This window comes from Streptomyces sp. NBC_00683 (assembly GCF_036226745.1).
Classification (GTDB): domain Bacteria; phylum Actinomycetota; class Actinomycetes; order Streptomycetales; family Streptomycetaceae; genus Streptomyces.
Map to the genome: position 1 here is coordinate 5,850,492 of NZ_CP109013.1, position 15,930 is coordinate 5,866,421.

The 15,930-nt window shown below is 70.6% G+C and carries 13 protein-coding genes; 5 read left to right on the forward strand and 8 right to left on the reverse strand.

The annotated features are described in order from the left end of the window. Window positions 1-6: 6 nt before the first annotated feature. The 4 genes from dusB (at window position 7) to OG257_RS26050 (ending at window position 6,540) form a co-directional block, all read left to right on the forward strand. A complete protein-coding gene (gene dusB, locus OG257_RS26035) occupies window positions 7-1,155 on the forward strand; it encodes a tRNA dihydrouridine synthase DusB (protein WP_329211262.1) in 1,149 nt (382 codons plus the stop codon). 569 nt (window positions 1,156-1,724) lie between these two features. Next, window positions 1,725-4,436, forward strand: a complete 2,712-nt coding sequence (gene ppdK / locus OG257_RS26040) for a pyruvate, phosphate dikinase (RefSeq protein WP_329211264.1) — start codon at window positions 1,725-1,727, stop codon at window positions 4,434-4,436. Window positions 4,437-4,936: 500 nt separating this feature from the next. Continuing rightward, the gene (locus OG257_RS26045) at window positions 4,937-5,953 is read left to right on the forward strand and encodes an ArsR/SmtB family transcription factor (protein ID WP_329211265.1); all 1,017 of its coding nucleotides are present in this window, start codon (window positions 4,937-4,939) and stop codon (window positions 5,951-5,953) included. A gap of 164 nt (window positions 5,954-6,117) precedes the next feature. Then, window positions 6,118-6,540: a VOC family protein gene (locus tag OG257_RS26050; RefSeq protein WP_329211266.1), complete on the forward strand. Its 423-nt coding sequence runs from the start codon at window positions 6,118-6,120 to the stop codon at window positions 6,538-6,540. Window positions 6,541-6,604: 64 nt separating this feature from the next. Here OG257_RS26050 and OG257_RS26055 read toward each other — a convergent pair whose 3' ends face one another. The 4 genes from OG257_RS26055 to OG257_RS26070 form a co-directional block, all read right to left on the reverse strand. Continuing rightward, a complete protein-coding gene (locus OG257_RS26055) occupies window positions 6,605-7,771 on the reverse strand; it encodes an alkaline phosphatase PhoX (protein WP_329211268.1) in 1,167 nt (388 codons plus the stop codon). A gap of 116 nt (window positions 7,772-7,887) precedes the next feature. Beyond that, window positions 7,888-8,247, reverse strand: coding sequence for a nitrite reductase small subunit NirD (nirD, locus tag OG257_RS26060; protein WP_329211270.1), 360 nt, complete (start codon window positions 8,245-8,247; stop codon window positions 7,888-7,890). Then, the gene (gene nirB, locus OG257_RS26065) at window positions 8,247-10,832 is read right to left on the reverse strand and encodes a nitrite reductase large subunit NirB (RefSeq protein ID WP_329211272.1); all 2,586 of its coding nucleotides are present in this window, start codon (window positions 10,830-10,832) and stop codon (window positions 8,247-8,249) included. Before nirB ends, nirD begins: the two co-directional genes overlap by 1 nt. Continuing rightward, on the reverse strand, window positions 10,832-12,079 hold the full coding sequence (locus OG257_RS26070; RefSeq protein WP_329211274.1) for an NAD(P)/FAD-dependent oxidoreductase: 1,248 nt from the start codon (window positions 12,077-12,079) through the stop codon (window positions 10,832-10,834). Before OG257_RS26070 ends, nirB begins: the two co-directional genes overlap by 1 nt. Before the next feature lie 147 nt (window positions 12,080-12,226). On the opposite strand from OG257_RS26070, the gene OG257_RS26075 reads away from it, so the two are divergent. Beyond that, a complete protein-coding gene (locus OG257_RS26075; protein ID WP_329211275.1) occupies window positions 12,227-13,018 on the forward strand; it encodes a sulfite exporter TauE/SafE family protein in 792 nt (263 codons plus the stop codon). A gap of 17 nt (window positions 13,019-13,035) precedes the next feature. Here the strand turns inward: OG257_RS26075 and OG257_RS26080 are convergent, their stop codons facing one another. The 4 genes from OG257_RS26080 to OG257_RS26095 all read right to left on the reverse strand — a co-directional run bounded on the left by OG257_RS26080 (window position 13,036) and on the right by OG257_RS26095 (window position 15,926). Then, complete coding sequence (locus OG257_RS26080; RefSeq protein WP_329211276.1) at window positions 13,036-13,668, reverse strand: class F sortase; 633 nt, start codon at window positions 13,666-13,668, stop codon at window positions 13,036-13,038. Between the two features lie 24 nt (window positions 13,669-13,692). Then, window positions 13,693-14,280, reverse strand: a complete 588-nt coding sequence (locus OG257_RS26085; protein ID WP_329211278.1) for a pentapeptide repeat-containing protein — start codon at window positions 14,278-14,280, stop codon at window positions 13,693-13,695. 334 nt (window positions 14,281-14,614) lie between these two features. After that, complete coding sequence (locus tag OG257_RS26090) at window positions 14,615-15,076, reverse strand: DUF5990 family protein (protein ID WP_329215352.1); 462 nt, start codon at window positions 15,074-15,076, stop codon at window positions 14,615-14,617. A gap of 55 nt (window positions 15,077-15,131) precedes the next feature. Further along, window positions 15,132-15,926: an aminotransferase class IV family protein gene (locus OG257_RS26095; protein WP_329211280.1), complete on the reverse strand. Its 795-nt coding sequence runs from the start codon at window positions 15,924-15,926 to the stop codon at window positions 15,132-15,134. Window positions 15,927-15,930 lie beyond the last annotated feature (4 nt).

Sequence of the window (15,930 nt, forward strand, 5' to 3'; positions counted from 1 at the left end):
GGATGGATGACCTCGCTCGCCCCTGCCCTCCCGCTGCTCCGGATCGGCCCGCACACCGTGCAGCCGCCGGTCGTGCTCGCCCCCATGGCCGGCATCACCAACGCCCCGTTCCGCACCCTGTGCCGTGAGTTCTCCGGCGGCAAGGGGCTGTTCGTCAGCGAGATGATCACCACCCGGGCGCTGGTCGAGCGCAACGAGAAGACCATGCAGCTCATCCACTTCGACGCGAGCGAGACCCCGCGCTCCATCCAGCTGTACGGAGTGGACCCGGTCACCGTCGGCAAGGCGGTCCGCATGATCGTCGAGGAGGACCTCGCCGACCACATCGACCTCAACTTCGGCTGCCCCGTCCCCAAGGTCACCCGCAAGGGCGGCGGCTCCGCGCTCCCGTACAAGCGGCCCCTGCTGCGGGCGATCCTCCGCGAGGCCGTGGCCGGCGCGGGCGATCTGCCGGTCACCATCAAGATGCGCAAGGGCATCGACGAGGACCACATGACCTACCTCGACGCGGGCCGTATCGCGGTCGAGGAGGGCATCACGGCCGTCGCCCTGCACGGCAGGACCACCGCCCAGCACTACGGCGGCACCGCGGACTGGGACGCGATCGCGCGCCTCAAGGAGCACGTCCCCGAGATCCCCGTCCTCGGCAACGGGGACATCTGGTGCGCGGACGACGCCCTGCGGATGATGCGCGAGACGGGCTGCGACGGCGTGGTCGTCGGCCGCGGCTGCCTGGGGCGGCCCTGGCTCTTCGGCGACCTCGTCAGCGCCTTCGAGGGTACGGAGACCAGGCAGGCGCCGGCCCTGCGCGCGGTCGCGGACGTCATGCTGCGCCACGCGACGCTGCTGGGGGAGTGGATCGGCGACGAGACCCGGGGCGTGATCGACTTCCGTAAGCACGTGGCCTGGTACCTCAAGGGCTTCGCGGTCGGCTCGGAGATGCGCAGGAAGCTGGCGGTCACCTCCTCGCTGGAGGAGCTGGGCGGGCAGCTGCAGGAGCTGGAGCTGGACCAGCCGTGGCCGGACGGAGCGGACGGCCCTCGCGGGCGTACGTCCGGCAACAACCGCGTGGCGCTGCCCGACGGCTGGCTCAAGGACCCCTACGACTGCGCGGGCGTGAGCGCCGACGCGGAGCTGGACACCTCCGGGGGCTGAGCACCGCTGCGCGGGGCACGGAGTGCCCAACTTTCTGGCCCGCTCGTTTGAGCGGGCTTTTGAGTGTGATCCGGCGTGATTCGACGCGAGGTGAGCGTGAGTGCGGCGTGCGAGCGGCCCTTCGAGGGTCCATGTTCACGATCTGTGATGTCTAAGTGATCGCTGGGTGACGGTTCGCCGCCTCTTCGGCGTCCGGATGATGACATCTGAGCGGGCTCGGGGGCGTGATTCTCGCCACCCTTGAGGAGTGAGTGGCTCAGATGAGCACTCTTTCGCATGCTGTACTTCTCAAATGATGGCACTGGGTGCCAGGCGACTTTACTTTGATCGATCGACGCAACCACTACTCGCTGTCGCCGAACGGGCGATCTGCGGACACTCGGGGTAGTCATTGATTCAAGAAGTGAACGAGTCCACCCGTCCGGCTGACCTCCCGCACCACTTTCGATCTGCTGGCGGACGGGTGGTTGAGACCTCATGACGCGCAAGTGGACGTACCGAGACACCTTCGATCTGGGTATGTTCCTCGCCGTCAGGGCAGCCACCGCGTCCTCGAGGAGTCGAGACCCGTGTCGGAAAACAAAGATCCCCAGAAGTTCGTCTACGACTTCACCGAGGGCAACAAGGAGCTCAAGGACCTTCTGGGCGGCAAGGGTGCAAACCTCGCCGAGATGACCAATCTCGGGCTGCCGGTCCCTCCGGGCTTCACCATCACCACCGAGGCGTGCAAGTTCTACCTCGACAGTGGTGACGAGCCGGCCGAGCTGCGCGACGAGGTCAGTGCGCACCTCACGGCGCTCGAGGACCGGATGGGCAAGAAGCTCGGCCAGGCCGACGACCCGCTGCTGGTCTCGGTCCGCTCCGGCGCCAAGTTCTCGATGCCGGGCATGATGGACACGGTCCTCAACATCGGCCTCTCCGACGCCTCGGTCGTCGGGCTCACCGCCCAGTCCGGCGACGAGCGCTTCGCCTGGGACTCGTACCGCCGCCTCATCCAGATGTTCGGCAAGACGGTCCTCGGGGTCGACGGCGAACTCTTCGAGGAGGCGCTGGAGGCGGCGAAGGAGGCCAAGGGCGTCACCGTCGACGTGGACCTCGACGCGGCCGACCTCAAGAAGCTGGTCAAGCAGTTCAAGAAGATCGTCAACCGGGATGCCGGACGCGACTTCCCGCAGGACCCGCGCGAGCAGATGGACCTGGCCATAAAGGCCGTCTTCGACTCGTGGAACACGGACCGGGCGAAGCTCTACCGCCGCCAGGAGCGCATCCCCGGCGACCTCGGCACGGCCGTCAACATCTGCTCGATGGTCTTCGGCAACCTGGGTCCCGACTCGGGTACGGGCGTCGCCTTCACCCGTGACCCGGCCAGCGGCCACCAGGGCGTGTACGGCGACTACCTGCAGAACGCGCAGGGCGAGGACGTCGTGGCGGGCATCCGCAACACGGTTCCGCTCGCCGATCTGGAGTCGATCGACAAGGCGTCGTACGACCAGCTGATGAAGATCATGGAGACGCTGGAGACCCACTACAAGGATCTCTGCGACATCGAGTTCACCATCGAGCGCGGTCAGCTCTGGATGCTCCAGACCCGGGTCGGCAAGCGCACCGCCGGTGCCGCCTTCCGGATCGCCACCCAGCTCGTCGACCAGGGCCTCATCGACGAGGCCGAGGCGCTCCAGCGCGTCAACGGCGCCCAGCTCGCGCAGCTGATGTTCCCGCGCTTCGACGACGCGGCCAGCACCGTGCTCCTGGGCCGCGGCATCGCCGCGTCGCCGGGTGCGGCCGTCGGAAAGGCCGTCTTCGACTCGTACACCGCGGTCAAGTGGTCGCGGTCCGGCGAGAAGGTCATCCTCATCCGCCGGGAGACCAACCCCGACGACCTCGACGGAATGATCGCCGCCGAAGGCATCCTCACCTCGCGCGGCGGCAAGACCTCGCACGCCGCCGTCGTCGCACGCGGCATGGGCAAGACCTGTGTCTGCGGCGCCGAGGAGATCGAGGTCGACACCAAGCGCCGCAGGCTCACCGTCGGCGACACGGTCGTCGAGGAGGGCGACCTCGTCTCGGTCGACGGCTCCACCGGCAAGGTCTACCTCGGTGAGGTCCCCGTCGTGCCGTCCCCGGTCGTCGAGTACTTCGAGGGCCGCATGCACGCGGGCGCCGACGACGCCGACGAGCTCGTCGCCGCCGTGCACCGGATCATGGCGTACGCGGACCGGGTACGCCGGCTGCGGGTACGGGCGAACGCGGACAACGCCGAGGACGCCTCGCGGGCCCGTCGCTTCGGTGCCCAGGGCATCGGCCTGTGCCGCACCGAGCACATGTTCCTCGGCGAGCGCCGCGAGATGGTCGAGAAGCTGATCCTCGCGGACACCGACGACGAGCGCGAGGACGCCCTGGCCGCGCTCCTGCCGCTCCAGAAGGCCGACTTCATCGAGCTGTTCGAGTCGATGGACGGGCTGCCCGTCACCGTCCGGCTGCTCGACCCGCCGCTGCACGAGTTCCTGCCCGACATCACGGAGCTCTCCGTACGGGTCGCGCTCGCCGAGTCCCGCAAGGACGCCAACGAGAACGACCTGCGCCTCCTGCAGGCCGTGCACAAGCTGCACGAGCAGAACCCGATGCTGGGTCTGCGCGGTGTCCGTCTCGGCCTGGTCATCCCGGGTCTGTTCGCGATGCAGGTCCGCGCGATCGCGGAAGCGGCGGCGCAGCGCAAGAACGCGAAGGGCGACCCGCGCGCCGAGATCATGATTCCGCTCGTCGGCACGGTCCAGGAGCTGGAGATCGTCCGCGAGGAGGCCGACCAGGTGATCGCCGAGGTCGAGGCGGCCACCGGTACGGAGCTGAAGCTGACCATCGGCACGATGATCGAGCTGCCCCGCGCCGCGCTGACCGCCGGTCAGATCGCCGAGGCAGCGGAGTTCTTCTCCTTCGGTACGAACGACCTCACCCAGACGGTGTGGGGCTTCTCCCGCGACGACGTGGAGGCCTCGTTCTTCACCGCGTACCTGGAGAAGGGCATCTTCGGGGTGTCGCCGTTCGAGACGATCGACAAGGACGGCGTCGGCGCGCTCGTACGCAGCGCCGTGGAGGCCGGCCTGGCCACCCGGCCCGACCTCAAGCTCGGTGTCTGCGGTGAGCACGGCGGTGACCCGGAGTCGGTGCACTTCTTCCACGAGGTGGGCCTGGACTACGTCTCCTGCTCGCCGTTCCGTATTCCGGTGGCGAGGCTCGAGGCGGGCCGCGCCGCTGCCGGTTCGAAGGGCAGCGACAGCCGCTGAGCGCACCACCGGCCCACTGACACCTGCGACCACGACTCCGTGGCCGCCGGCGGATCATCCGTACCCTCACCGATCCGACGGCGGCTCCGGAAAACCCGGAAGCGGCGGCACCCTGTGCGGGGGTGCCGCCGCTTCGTCATTTGAATTACGAACCACTGAGTGTTGTTGAGGGTTGTTGCTTTTCTTCGTTCGGTGAGCAAATTCCCTGCCGAACGGACCGGGGTGCGGTCCATGGATCCCCACCCATGGACCGCACCCGGCTTACCCCCGTCGGGTACGGAGCCGCACCGTCGCACACCGCCGCCGAACAGGCAAAGCCCCCCACGGCCCTCACCCGCTCTTTCGGTGGCGCCGGATGCGTACCCGACGTCGTACAGCTTTTCGGTTGGCGAGGATGCGGGCGAGACGTTTCAACTGTGGCCGAAACCCCGTGGTGACGTCCTGTGACGATATGCATACCCTTCGATGGGGGCGATTGCGGTTGCAACAGTGGGGGTTCGGTGCTTCGTATCCATGTGTCCGGAGAGGACCTTTCCCGAGTGCGGATGGCCGCCAGGCCCGACGCAATGTGGGAAACCATTCTCAGTTTTCACCGGTTGAGGGACAGGAGGGGTTCCACGGTCTTCGGGAAATGGCGCAGCGAATCCCGGACCCGGTTGAACGGTGAAACGCGTCTGCTCTCCGCGGTGGTTCCGCCCCGCGGCTATTTTCCCGACTTCCTGACGCCGACCCAGGAAGTCGCCGAGCCATTCGGTCTGGACGCGGGAATGGAGGCAATGCGCGACACTCCCGTGGAACGCCTCCATGGCGAACTGGCCCTACTGGCCGGAAACCGCCCCCGCCCGCAGCGGTCACCCGGCGGCGGCAGAACCCCCGCGGCCCTGCTGGACGCGCTCGCCGAGGGGCGTACGGAACCGCTGGGACGCCTCATAGCCGCCCTGCGCAGCTACCACCGCGCCGCAGTCGAGCCTTACTGGCAGCACGTCCGGGCGAGCGTCGAGGCCGACCGGGCCATCCGGGGCCGCGCCCTGCTGGACGGCGGCACGGAGGAGCTCCTGTCCACCCTGCCGCCCATGATCCGCTGGCGGGAGCCCGTGCTGGAGGCGGACTACCCGGTGGACCGCGAGCTGCACCTGGACGGGCGGGGCCTGCTCCTGCAGCCCTCGTTCTTCTGCCGTGGCACCCCGGTCGTCTACCGGGACCCGAACCTCCCGCCGGTCCTCGTCTACCCGGTCACCCACCGGGCCGCCCCGGCCTTCGCCGAGCCGGGCCCCTGGCTGGGGCGGCTCGTCGGGCACACCCGCTCCGCCGTCCTGCGGGCCATAGGCAACGGCTGCACGACGAGTGAGCTGGCACGCAGGACAGGGGTGTCCCTGGCCTCGGCGAGCCAGCACGCATGCGTGCTGCGCGAGGCCGGCCTGGTCCTGACCCTGCGCCACGGCAGCTCGGTCCTGCACACCCTCACCCCGCTGGGCGACTCACTGCTCAGGGGCGGTGCCCCGCTCGCGATGTCCTGACGGGCCCGGCACCCCGGGAGCCGTCGCGGACGGTGCGGGCCGTCGGCCCGGGAAGAAATCCGTCGCGAGCGATGAGTTCTGCCGGGCGTTGCCGTCTACCTCTCGAAAGCGCGCGAAACAGCGCCACGGAGCACGCGAAGTGCAGGGACGGAAGAGTGGAAATCATGCCTCAGCCTCAGATGATCTTCGTGAACCTGCCGGTCAAGGACCTGGAGACGACGAAGAACTTCTTCGGGAAGCTCGGCTTCGGCTTCAACCCGCAGTTCAGCGACGAGACGACGGCCTGTCTGGTCATCAGCGACACGATCTTCGCCATGCTCATCAGCGAGCCTCGCTTCAAGGACTTCACCAAGAAGGAGATCGCCGACGCGTCGAAGACGACGGAGGTCCTCATCGCCCTGAGCGCGGACAGCAGAGCCAAGGTCGACGAGATGGCGGACGCCGCGCTCGCCGCGGGCGGGTCCCCGGCCAACGAGCCCATGGACATGGGCTCCATGTACGGCCGTTCCTTCCAGGACCCCGACCACCACATCTGGGAGGTCGTGTGGATGGACCCGGCGGCGGTCGAGAGCGGTGGCCAGGCCTGATGGCCGACGGACGGGGAGAACAGCCCCACGGCGCCTGAACGGCGACGTGGGGCCGCGGTCCTGCTCAGCTGCGGAACGGCCCCGTGACCTCGTACGTGATGCCGCCGGAGGAGCTCCCGCTCGTCCCGCGCTGCGAGGAGAAGTAGAGGCGCCTGCCGTCCGGGGAGAACGCGGGGCCGGTGATCTCCGAGCCGGACTGGCCGCTGACCCGCAGGAACGGCGCGACGGTGTCGTCCGGGGTGATCAGGCAGATCTCCAGGTTCCCGCCGTCCTCGGCGACGTACAGGTCGCCCGAGACGGACCGGGTGACGTTGTCCACGCCGGTCAGCGGGGCGCTGCCGCCGGTGACGAGCGAGTCGTCGTAGGCGAGCGAGATGCTGGACGCGTCGGCGTCGTACGCCCACACCCGGTTGTCGCCCTTGGTGGTGAACCAGCAGGTGCCCGCGGCGTAGAAGCAGCCCTCACCGCCGTTGAACACCTTGGCGCCGGAGACCTGGTAGCGGGTCAGGGTCGGCGAGCCGTCCGGGTCGGGGACCGTCGTCCAGGTCACCGGGCCAGAGGTGCCGGAGCCCGCCACCAGGACCTGCAGGGTGCCGGCGGACAGATTGCCCCAGGTGGTGGGGCGGAAGCGGTAGAAACGGCCGTCCGTCTCGTCCTCGGTGAGGTAGATGTACCCGTGGTCGGGGTCGGCGGCAGCCGCCTCGTGCTTGAAACGGCCCAGGGCGGGCCGCTGGACGGCCGCGTTCACACCCCAGGGGTCCGTCTCGTAGACGAAGCCGCGGCTGACCTCCTCGCAGGACAGCCAGGTGTTCCACGGGGTCCGGCCGCCCGCGCAGTTGTTGTTCGTGCCGGACAGGATCCGGTAGGCGCCGGTGACGGTCCCGGAGGAGTTGAAGCGCACGGCGCTCGCCCCGCCGCCGCTGCCCGAGGAGACCTCGGCGTTGGAGACGTAGATCCAGCCGCTGCCGTCGGTGAACGTCGCACCGCCGTCGGGTGCGCTGTGCCAGGCGTACGAGGTGCCGGGGACGGTCTGCCCCGAACGGGCGATGATCCTGCTGGTGAAGCCGCTCGGCAGCAGGATGCCGTTGCTGTTGGCGGCCTGCAGCGCGCCGTAGGGTCCTGCGGCCGGCTGGGCGGGGTCCGCGAAGGCGGCACCCCGCCACAGGGTGCCGCCGAAGGCCGCCGCCGACGTACCGATCACCGCTGTGCGCAAGAAGGTCCGACGTTCCACGATCACTCCACGGGTGACGTGAGGGCCCGCCGGTCCGGTCGGCCCGGCGGGGCGAACGTCAGGACAGTAGAGGGACGCAGTTGACGGAGCGTCAACAGGCGGTGAACGGAACGGGATCAGTCCGCGCGGACCGCGAAGACCGGCACGGTCACCTCGTCGTCGTCCAGGCAGGCGCCCGTCTCCAGATCGAAGCGCTGCTTCAGCAGCGGCGACGCCACGAACGGCCGCCCGGCCGCGGAGCCGACCAGGCCCCGGGACAGGACGTACGCCCCGGTGAACGGGTCACGGTTGTCGATCGCGTACGCACGCCCCGCCCGGTCCACGAACAGGGCGACCTGCCGGCCGTCCGGGAGGAGGGCCGCCACACCGCGCCCCGGGGTCAGCAGGTCGCGGTCGCAGACCGTGAGCCAGCCGTCCCCGTCCGCGAGCTGGATCGTCCGGGTGTCCTGCGCCGTTTCCAACGTCTGGGTCGTCATCAGGAGGGAGTCCCTTCGAGAGTACGGATGGCGAGCACGGGGCCCGCGAGGATGTCCAGGTCGGGCTTGACCTGGTCACGCTCGGGGACGAACTTCACCGAGGGGTCGGGTGCGTCGGGGGCGTTGACGAAGGTCACGAAGCGGCGCAGCCGCTCCGGGTCGTTGATGGTCTCGGCCCACTCGTCGCGGTAGCCGCGGACGTGGTCGGCCATCAGCCGCTCCAGCTCGTCGCACAGCCCCAGCGAGTCGTGGACGACGACGTCCCGTACGTGGTCCAGGCCGCCCTCGATCCGGTCCAGCCAGGTCGAGGTGCGCTCCAGTCGGTCCGCCGTACGGATGTAGAACATCAGGAACCGGTCGATGAGGCGGACCAGTTCGGCGTCGGACAGGTCCTGGGCCAGCAGGTCCGCGTGGCGCGGTGTGGCGCCGCCGTTGCCGCCGACGTACAGGTTCCAGCCCTGCGCCGTGGCGATGATCCCGAAGTCCTTGCCGCGGGCCTCCGCGCACTCGCGGGCGCAGCCGGAGACGGCCGACTTCAGCTTGTGCGGCGAACGCAGGCCCCGGTAGCGCAGCTCCAGGTCGATCGCCATCTTCACCGAGTCCTGCACGCCGTAGCGGCACCAGGTCTGCCCGACACAGGACTTCACCGTGCGCAGCGACTTCCCGTACGCGTGCCCCGACTCGAAACCGGCGTCCACCAAACGGGTCCAGATCAGCGGGAGCTGGTCGACGCGGGCGCCGAACAGGTCGATCCGCTGGCCACCGGTGATCTTCGTGTAGAGGCCGAAGTCCCGGGCCACCTCGCCGATCACGATCAGCTTCTCCGGGGTGATCTCACCGCCCGGGATGCGCGGCACGATCGAGTAGGAGCCGTTGCGCTGGAGGTTGGCGAGGAAGTGGTCGTTGGTGTCCTGGAGGGCCGCCTGCTCGCCGTCCAGGACGTAGCCGCTCGCACCGACCGTCGGCGCCAGCGAGGCGATGATCGAACCGACCGTCGGCTTGCAGACCTCGCAGCCGTCACCGCCCTTGGCCTCGTCGCGGCCGTGCGAGTCCAGCAGCCCGGCGTACGTCGTGACACCCAGGGTGCGGACGATCTCGTACAGCTCGCTGCGGGTGTACGCGAAGCAGCCGCACAGGCCCTGGTCCTCGGGCTGCGGCAGCAGCTGTCCGATGACCTTGACGCAGCTTCCGCAGCCCGTGCCCGCCTTGGTGCACTTCTTCACCTCGGGCAGCGTGGTGTGCTCGCAGATAGCGCCCTTGGTCACGTTGTGGCAGGAGCAGATCACTGCCTCGTCGGGCAGCGAGGACGGGCCGAGCGTCACGGGGCCGCCCGCGCCGGCCGGCAGCACCAGCTGCTCCGGGGCGACCGGCAGGACCGTGCCGGTCATGGGCCGCAGCGTGCCGTACTGGTCGGCGTCCCCGACCAGGACCCCGCCGAGCAGCGTGCCGTCCCGGCCGATCACCAGCTTCTTGTAGACGCCCGAGCGGGAGTCCGAATAGACCACGTCGAGGCAGCCCTCGGCCGCGCCGTGCGCGTCACCGAACGAGGCGACGTCCACACCGAGGAGCTTCAGCTTCGTCGACAGGTCGGCGCCGGTGAACGAGGCCGCGTTGCCCGCGATCACCTCGGCGACCGCGAGCGCCATCTCGTAGCCCGGCGCCACCAGCCCGTACACCCGGCCGTCCGAGGCCAGCGCGCACTCACCGATCGCGAACACGGAGCTGTCCGAGGTGCGGCACTCCTCGTCGACGATGATGCCGCCGCGCGGGCCGACCGCCAGGCCGCAGTCGCGGGCCAGCTGGTCGCGGGGGCGGACACCGGCGGAGAAGACGACGAGGTCGGTGGCGAGCGAGGAGCCGTCGGAGAGCGACATGCCGTTGACCCGGCCGTCGTCGCCCGCGGTGACCTCCTGGGTGCCGACGCCCGTGTGGACGGAGAGCCCCATGTCCTCGATCGTGCGCAGGAGTGCGGCGCCGCCGCCGTCGTCGACCTGGACCGGCATCAGCCGGGGCGCGAACTCCACGACGTGCGTGCTGAGTCCGAGGCCCTTCAGGGCGCCCGCGGCCTCCAGGCCGAGCAGCCCGCCGCCGACCACCGCGCCGGTCGTCGCGGTCTTCGCGTACTCCTCGATCGCGAGGAGGTCCTCGATGGTGCGGTAGACGAAGCAGCCCTCGGTGTCCTTGCCGGGAACCGGCGGAACGAAGGGGTACGAGCCGGTGGCCAGCACCAGCGTGTCGTACGTGAAGGTCTGCCCGGAGCGCGCGGTGACCGTGCGCGCCTCGCGGTCGACGCTCTCCGCCGGGTCGCCGACGTGCAGTTCTATTCCGTGCCGGGCCATGAAGTCCGGCTCGACGAGCGAGAGGTCCTCCGGCGTCTTCCCGGAGAAGTACGAGGTCAGCTGCACCCGGTCGTAGGCGGGGCGGGGCTCTTCGCACAGGACGACGACCCGGGCGGTACCCTCGGCGGCCGTCAGCCCGCGGTCGGCGAGCGCTTCCAGGAACCGCTGGCCGACCATGCCGTGCCCGACGACCACGATCGTCGGCACGCCTGCGGTGGGGGCGGTCGGGGGAGTGGACACCGGCATCAGAAGCCTCCGTCGTTGGTGAGCAGGTGGAGCAGGGACATGTCGGCGGGGAGGGGTTCGTCGTCCTGCCAGGTCCGGGCGAGGGTGCCGACCGCGGCGAGATCGCCGAACAGCACCCCGCCGGCCAGCCGGTCGCCCCGGACGACGACCGTGCGGTACGCGCCCCGGGTGGCGTCGGCCAGCCGGATCACGTCGTCGCCGGGCATCGGACGGGAGTCGCCGAAGGCCGCCAGGTCGAGACCGCCCGGAGCACCGGCGACACCGGCGGCGACAGGGACGGCGGCGGGGGAGCGCAGGGTGAGCCGGGTCAGGGCCCTGGTGCCCTCGTAGCGGGCGGAGCCGCCGGCCAGTACCTCGGCCAGCACGTCCGCCTGTTCCAGCGCGGCGCCCGCCAGCCCGTACACGGTGCCGCGGTGCTCGGCACAGTCGCCGACCGCGTGGATGTACGGGTCCGAGGTGCGCAGTTCGTCGTCGACGACGACGCCCTTGCGGACGTCGAGCCCGGCAGCCTGTGCCAGGCCCGTCCTGGGGCGGACCCCGCAGGCCAGCACCGTGATCTCGGCCTCCAGCTCGTAGCCGTCGGCGAGCTCCACGGCGCGTACCGCGGGGGTGGCGCCGTCGGTGCAGCGCAGACCGCGCACCCGGCACTCGGTGTGCACCTCGACGCCGAGGGCCTCCAGATGGCTTCGCAGCAGCCCGGCCGACTCGGCGTCCAGCTGACGCTCCATGAGGTGCTCGCCCTGCTGGGCCAGCACCACCTGGGCGCCGCACTCGGCCAGCGCACGGGCCGCGGAGACTCCGAGGAGCCCGCCGCCGATGACGACGGCGCGCACCCCGGGGCGTACGGCGGCGCGCAGGGCCAGGCAGTCGTCGAGGGTGCGGAAGGGATGCACCCCGTCCGGCAGTATGTGGCCGAGGCCCCGCAGCGGCGGCAGCACCGGGTTGGAGCCGGTGGCCAGCACCAGGCGCTCGTACCCGATGACGCTGCCGTCGTCGCAGTGCACCAGCCGGTCCGCCCGGTCGATCCGTACGACCCGCACCCCGCGCCGCACCTCGGCGGGCGGCAGCGCGATGACGTCGGGCTCGTACCGTCCGGCGAGCACCTCGGCGAGCAGCACCCTGTTGTACGGTGCGTGCTCCTCCTCACCGATGACGGTGACACCGGGGACCCGGGCGGCGAGCCGTGCGCCCGCCATCCCGGCGCCGATCACCACCACACGCGCCGTGTTCCCGCTCTGTGTCCTCATGTCAAAGAGACTGCGGGGCCGGTGTTACCCGACCGCATCCCTCCTGTTTCCCGGGAGGAACCTTGCGCTCAGCGCGCACGGACCCCCTCTGTGAGGGCCGGGCAACTGGTTGGACCGGGCACCTATCGCTTGCCTAAGGTCACGGACATGCCCGAGATAACACTGACCACCCTCGTCCTCCTCTGCCTGGCCGCCGCCGCGGCGGGCTGGATCGATGCGGTGGTCGGCGGCGGGGGGCTCCTCCTCCTGCCCGCTCTGCTGCTGGGCCTGCCGAACGTTCCCGCCGCGCACATCCTCGGCACCAACAAGGCGGTCGCCATCGTCGGCACCTCGGGGGCCGCGGTGACCTACGTACGCAAGGCGCCGGTGCAGGTGGGGACCGCCGTACGGATCGGGCTCATGGCCCTCGCCGGGTCGATGACCGGCGCCTTCTTCGCCGCGGGGATCAGCAGCGACGTGCTGCGCCCGGTGATCATGGTGGTGCTGCTCGGCGTCGCGGCCTTCGTCATGCTGCGGCCGTCCTTCGGCAGTGCCGCGGCCGGCGACGGCACCGGCAGGAAGGTCACCCGGGCCCGTACCGTCACCGCGATCGTGCTGGTCGGCGGCGGTATCGGCTTCTACGACGGGCTGTTCGGGCCGGGCACGGGAACCTTCCTGGTGCTGGCCCTGACCGCCGTACTCCACCTCGACCTGGTGACGGCGTCCGCCACCGCCAAGATCGTGAACGTCTGCACCAACGCCGGGGCGCTGGCGATGTTCGCCTACCAGGGCACCGTGCTGTGGCAGCTGGCCGCGCTGATGGCCGTATTCAATCTGGCGGGCGGCATGTTCGGAGCGCGCATGGCGCTCAGGAAGGGCAGCGACTTCGTCCGCGGGGTCCTGCTGGTCGTGGTGTTCTCGCTGGTCGCCAAGCTGGGCTTCGACCAGTGGTCGGCCTGATCACCCGGTCGGCCTGATCACCGCACCTCGGTGAGATGGGCGTACGCCACCACGTTGCCCAGGTAGCCGGTCTGCTGCGAGAAGCCGCCGCCGCAGGTGATCAGCCGCAGGGACGCGTGCGGCGAGGCTCCGTAGACCCGCTGGTCGGGGAAGTCCTCGTTGTCGTACACCTCGATCGCGTCGACCGAGAAGACGGCGGTGCGGCCGTCCTTGCGGTCGATCTCGACCACGGTCCCCTTCTTCAGCGACCCGAGCGCGTAGAAGACCGACGGCCCCTGGGCGTTGTCGACATGACCGGCGACGATCGCGGTGCCCTTCGCGCCGGGCGGGGCGCCGCCCTTGAACCAGCCCGCGATGTTGCGGTTCCCGGCCGGCGGTACGTCGAGGCTGCCGTCCCGGCCGAGGCCCAGGCGCATCATGGGTGCGTCCACACCGATGCCGGGGATGCGGATGCGGACCGGTTCGGAGGGGCGCAGCGGTTCGGCGACCGCCGATCCCGGCCGGAGTTCGGGACCCGCGGCGAAGGCTTCGGCCGTGGACGGCTGGGGCGCGACGGTCCGGGTGGCCGCGCCGTTCTGGACGAGCCAGATGCCGCACAGTGCGGCGATGCCCACCAGCCATGCCCTGGACCTCAGGGTCGTCCTGTCCACGTCGTCGTCCTCGCGGTGTCGCCGTCAGCCGTCCTGCGCGCCGTCCGTGCGGCGCCGGCGCAGGAGCCAGACACCGCCGACGGCGGCGGAGCCGAGGACTCCGGCGCCCACGGCGAGCTGGACGGTGTCGGGTCCGGCACTGCCGCCGACGCCGGTCCTGACGTGCCCGGAGGGACGCTCGGGCCAGGTCCCGGGCGGGGACACGGGCGGCTTGACCGGCGAGGGCTTCGTCCCGGGCGGCGGCTTGACGGGCTCGGGCCGCGGGCTCGTTCCGGGCCGCACCACCGTCCCCAGCTCGGTCTCCGTCAGCTCGGTCTCCGTCAGTTCCGTCTCGGTGAGGTCGGTCTCCGTGAGATCGGTCTCGGTCAGGTCCGTCTCCGTACCCGGGTCGGTGTCCGTCCCGGGTACCGTCTGCGCCTTCGGGTCGGTCTCCGCTCCGGAGCCGGCCTCGGTCTCCGTCCCCGGATCCGTCCGGGGCGCCGGCCAGGCGGGCGACTCCGGCCTCGCCACCACGCCTTCGGCGTACGCGGACGGGGCGGTGGCGAGGCCGAGCGCGACGGCGGTGAGGGCCGCGGCGGCGGTACCGGTCACGAGGCGGGCAGGGCTGCGCATGGGAATCCTCCGGGCAGGCGGGTGTGTCCCTCCGAGACAACGGGCGGCGCCCGTCCTCCGCCAGCTGACGCACGGTCAGTTTTCACTCGTACGGACCCGTCGGGCGCACCCGGCCGTCCGGCCCGGTGCAGGTCGTGGCGGTGATGCCGGCTAGTGGAGCCGCCGGGTGCCGATCGAGTGACGCCGCGAACCGTGACATGTGACGCACATCACATGTATGGTCCTGAAGGACCCGGGCACAAGGTTCACACCCCCCACGGGACGGCGCCCCCCGCCGCCCCCACGGCAACCGCCCTCACCGGCCCAATCCCCCCTGGGACCGGTGGGGGCGGTGTCATGCCCCGTCCGTGGCGGACCAGGTGATGTCCGGTGGGCGTACGCGGGCGCACCGCGGCTGCCCCTCGGCGTCGGTCAGGCGTAGCCGCGCGGTGAGGTGCCCGGTCCGGGCTGCGGCGTCCAGGACGCTCCCGTCGACATCGGCCATCATCAGTTTGGCGCGCCGGAACATGGTGAAGACGCCGGACTCGTCCACGGTGCCCCAGGACAGGTAGACGAAGCGCCCGCCGAGCCGGTTCTGGATGTACGGCCCCGCGACCTCGATCCCGTCGGCGGTCGGGGTGGCGGTGCAGTCCAGTGTCCAGGTGGCGGAGGGGGCGTCGCCGGGATGCAGTCCCAGCAGCTCGCCGGGTCTGTCCTTGCGCTGCACGCCTACGTGGATGTTGTCGAAACCGGCGAAGTCGGTGCCCGGGCGGCAGGAGCGGCCCGGGAGTTCTGAGGCTTCGATATGGATCTGCATGGTCCCCATGCTCCTGCACCTGCCCTCCGGTGGTGCACGGAGCGCCCCTCACGGTTCAGACGGCGACCCAGGGGGCGTCCTCGTGGATCTGCCCCAGCTGCTTCATCAGCTCCTCGTCGACCGCGAAGGACACCTCGTCGATCCGGCGGACCGGCGCGATGCCCTGCGAGTTGGTGACGAAGGCCGCCCGGAAGGCGCCCACGCCCTCCAGTGTCACCGGGCGCCGTTCCGACGGCCGGCCGGCCTGCGCGAGGCCGCTCTCCAGGAGGGCCATGGTGATGCCGGTCAGTGCGGGGGCGTCCGGCCAGACCACCGAAGTGCCGTCCCAGAAGCCGATGTTGGTGATGGAGCCCTCGGTCACCACACCGCCCGGTGCGGTCAGCAACGCCTGGTCGAAGCCCGCTCGCTCGGCCAGCAGCCCGTAGTAGGTCTGGCCGAAGTCGCTCGTGCGCTTGATGTGGGGCGCGGTGCGCGCGTACGGCACGGACATCAGGCTCTTCGGCTCGGTGGACATCCGTGCGGGCGGCCGCACCGTCACCATCGGGGTCGTCGCCGTGTCGCCCGGCGGGAGGTAGCCGTGCACCCGCACCGACGCGTCCCGTACCCCGGCGCCTTCGAGCGCGTGCCGGATCAGCCCGCGCACGTGTTCCCCGGCCAGGGGCTGGTCGAAGAGTTCCCGGCTCGCCGAGTCCAGCCGGTCCAGGTGCAGGGCGAGCCCCTGCACCATCCCGTCCCTGACCTGCATGGCTGTGAAATGGCCGAAGCCTGCGAACGCCGGGATCCGAAGGTCTTCCTCGGTGGCCCGGTGGCCGTTGATCTCGACGTACGGCACGGGTGCGGGAGTTGTCATGCGC